General features: G+C 29.6%; 3 protein-coding genes. 2 read left to right on the forward strand and 1 reads right to left on the reverse strand.

The features are described from left to right. Nucleotides 1-38 precede the first annotated feature (38 nt). Entirely contained in the window at nt 39-224 is a 186-nt protein-coding gene (locus HNS38_RS19995; RefSeq protein ID WP_172284915.1) for a hypothetical protein, read from the reverse strand. A gap of 71 nt (nt 225-295) precedes the next feature. On the opposite strand from HNS38_RS19995, the gene HNS38_RS20000 reads away from it, so the two are divergent. Both HNS38_RS20000 and HNS38_RS21310 read left to right on the forward strand, forming a co-directional pair. Next, nucleotides 296-1,156 (forward strand): hypothetical protein, encoded by an 861-nt coding sequence (locus HNS38_RS20000; RefSeq protein ID WP_172284916.1) that lies wholly within the window; start codon nt 296-298, stop codon nt 1,154-1,156. A gap of 2 nt (nt 1,157-1,158) precedes the next feature. Continuing rightward, nucleotides 1,159-1,617, forward strand: a complete 459-nt coding sequence (locus HNS38_RS21310; RefSeq protein WP_172284917.1) for a transposase — start codon at nt 1,159-1,161, stop codon at nt 1,615-1,617. Nucleotides 1,618-1,625 lie beyond the last annotated feature (8 nt).

Raw genomic sequence — 1,625 nt, forward strand, 5'->3', positions numbered from 1 at the left:
TATTTTTTTAAGTTACAGATATACATATGATTACAAGACTATTTCTTTCTGACTTCTTTGTTTTTTACTCTTTTTAATACAAAGGTGTTTTTATCTTCAAGCACCCATTCCATCTCTTCTCCTTTTGATAACTCAGCCGCTTCAGCTACAGCTGCTGGAAAATTTATATAAAAAGACTTTGTATTCCCTCTGTCAACTCGTTGTATTTTTACTTTATATCCCATTTTATTTGTTTTTTAATAATAGTATATATACTATTGGTAAAGATATTATTTTTAACCTAATAAACATAGAAATGAGAAAAAATGATTTTGATGATTTTTTAGAACAAATTGGTATTGATCAGAAATGGTTAGACATTCTTGCTTTTAATACTGGTCTTATTATTAGGAAGCGGTTAATTACTGCTACGGAACTTTTATATTCTTTTTGCATGGAATCTACCAATGGTATTGTAAGCTATAATGATATTGCTGCCCATATAGATTCAGAATGCGGAGTATCTGTTTCTAGACAGGCAATATGGAAAAAGGCAAAGGAGCCTTGTCTGAGTTTTTTCAAGGCAATACTAGAATGCCTAATAGCAGCGAAAACAAAAATTAAGGACTCCCAATATTTAAATTACTCTTCATCTTTCAAACGCATTCTTGTACAGGATAGTACTATTATTAAATTACCATTAAGATTATTTGAGATTTTTTCAGGTGTATCCAATGCGAATTCAAAAGCTTGTAATGCTAGAATCCAGGGAGTTTATGATATTCTAAACGAGAAGTTTATTGAATTTTCAATAGACCCCTATAGTAAGAACGATTTAATAGCAGCTTCTGAAACTGAACTAAAAAAAGGAGACTTATCATTAAGAGATAGGGGGTATTTGATTAATGATGAAATCCAACGCCATAAAAACACTAATGCACATTGTATATATCGTTACAAATTTGGGGTTATGCTTTTAGACGAAATCAGTGAAGTCCCGATTAATTTACTCAAGAAATTAAAAAAAGACAGGTTTATAGATATGAATGTAAAATTGAATAATAAATCTAAAACCACGGTTAGAGTCGTGGCAGAGCCTGTAAATGAAGAAATTGCTAATGAAAGGAGGCGAAAGGCTAAACAGGAAAAAAAACTTTTCCCTCCAAGGAATATTTAGAAATGCTTTCATGGTCAATATTTATTACAACTATTTCTAAAGAAGAATTAGCTTTTGAGCAAATATTCAATCTATATGGTCTAAGATGGAGAATTGAAATTATTTTTAAATCTTGGAAAAGTAATATGAGCTTTAGTAAAATACATAACGTGTCGCATATACAATTGCAAATAATATTAATATCAAGGTTTATTATGATTTTGATATGTACTCAATTTATATTTTCACCATGTAGAGTGAAAGTAAAAAAACATTTCAATCGACACTTAAGTCTATTAAAAACAATACATTATCTTATCAAAAAACCTCATATGATTATTGAAATAGCTAATGAACTTAGGAACAGCCCAAATATCCCAGGCGACTCATTAGCTAAATTATCAAGGTATTGTACTTATGAGAAAAGGAAAAATCGATTAAATTTTGAGCAACAAATTGAAAGAGCTTTTTGCTTAAGTTAACGCTAATG

This window comes from Lentimicrobium sp. L6, from assembly GCF_013166655.1.
Classification (GTDB): Bacteria; Bacteroidota; Bacteroidia; order Bacteroidales; family UBA12170; genus UBA12170.

Coding starts and splice junctions, on each gene's coding strand:
- HNS38_RS19995 (WP_172284915.1), bottom strand. CDS start 224: ATGGGATATAAAGTAAAAATACAACGAGTTGACAGAGGGAATACAAAG.
- HNS38_RS20000 (WP_172284916.1), top strand. CDS start 296: ATGAGAAAAAATGATTTTGATGATTTTTTAGAACAAATTGGTATTGAT.
- HNS38_RS21310 (WP_172284917.1), top strand. CDS start 1,159: ATGCTTTCATGGTCAATATTTATTACAACTATTTCTAAAGAAGAATTA.